The organism is Parasphingomonas frigoris (assembly GCF_036663815.1).
In the GTDB taxonomy this organism is placed as follows: Bacteria; Pseudomonadota; Alphaproteobacteria; order Sphingomonadales; family Sphingomonadaceae; genus Sphingomonas.
Genome location: NZ_JAXOJQ010000102.1, coordinates 1 through 1,028, shown reverse-complemented (window position 1 = coordinate 1,028; position 1,028 = coordinate 1). Strand labels below are relative to the sequence as shown.

Annotated in this window: 1 protein-coding gene; it reads right to left on the bottom strand. The window is 65.3% G+C overall.

Annotated elements, in window-relative coordinates:
* The coding region (locus U1872_RS22785; protein ID WP_332795118.1) for a glycosyl hydrolase family 28-related protein at positions 1-981 on the bottom strand (981 nt) is incomplete at its 3' end.
* Positions 982-1,028: the final 47 nt, after the last annotated feature.

Below are 1,028 nucleotides of genomic sequence, written 5' to 3'. Positions count from 1 at the left end.
GTCGCGGAAGCGCGCGAAGGTCGGCGTGTTGCTCGCGACCGCATTGTCGAAGCCGATCTGCGTGAAGACGTTGTCCTCGGCGGAAATCACGATGCCCGCCTGCGACACGTTCTCGAACCGGACGTCCTTGCCCCAGACCGAATCCGAGTAGCCGCGATCGATCTCGATGCCGACCGGCGTATCGCGGATCGCGACGTTGACGAGAGTCAGGTCGACCTCGTGCTCGCGGATCGCGGCGTCGCGCTGACCCTGGAACTCAGAGTCGAGCAGCGTGAACTGCCAGGCGGGCGAGGTCTTTTCGGACATGAGGCCATAGCGACCGCCGAAGAAGCGCAGATTCTCGAACTCGTTGCCCGCTTGGTAGACGCCGGCGAGGCCTGATCCGATGTGAAAGTCGATGTGTCGCAGATACCCATGCTGTGCGACGCGGAAGCGCACCGCGACCGCGCCGGCATTGCCGTCGCCGATCCGAAAATCGACGTTGGACAGCGTGGAATAGAAGGTGCTGGAGGTCGCATCGAAGATCGCCGGATCGAATGGAACGCTGGTGCGCGGCGGTACGGGTGCCTTGCCGACGCGGTACTGATCCTCGCCGGTGAAGCTGACCATCGCCGCGACGCCCGAGCCGAAGCCCGCGCTATTGTCGGTGAGAACGATCTCCGGCCGGGTCGCGCCGATGCCGAAGACGCGGACCGCCGAGCGGATGAAGATCGTGCGCGTGATGCGGTAGCGGCCCGAGGGCAGGAACACGACGCCGCCATGACCGCCGGCCGCCGCCGCGTCGATCGCCTGCTGGATCGCGGCGCTGTCGTCGGCGCGGCCATCGCCGACGCCCTTGACGGTTATCGCGCGTGGATCGTTGGGCTGGGTGAGGTAGACCGAGACGGATTTGGTCGGGGCGGGTTTTGAAGGGGCGGGTTTTGCTAGAGCCGGGGTGGCGACAAGAAGCGCCGTTCCGCAGAGCAGCCATTTCGCAACCATCATCCGTCTCCCGTTATCAGGACAGCAGTCCTACCGTTCATGGGGGT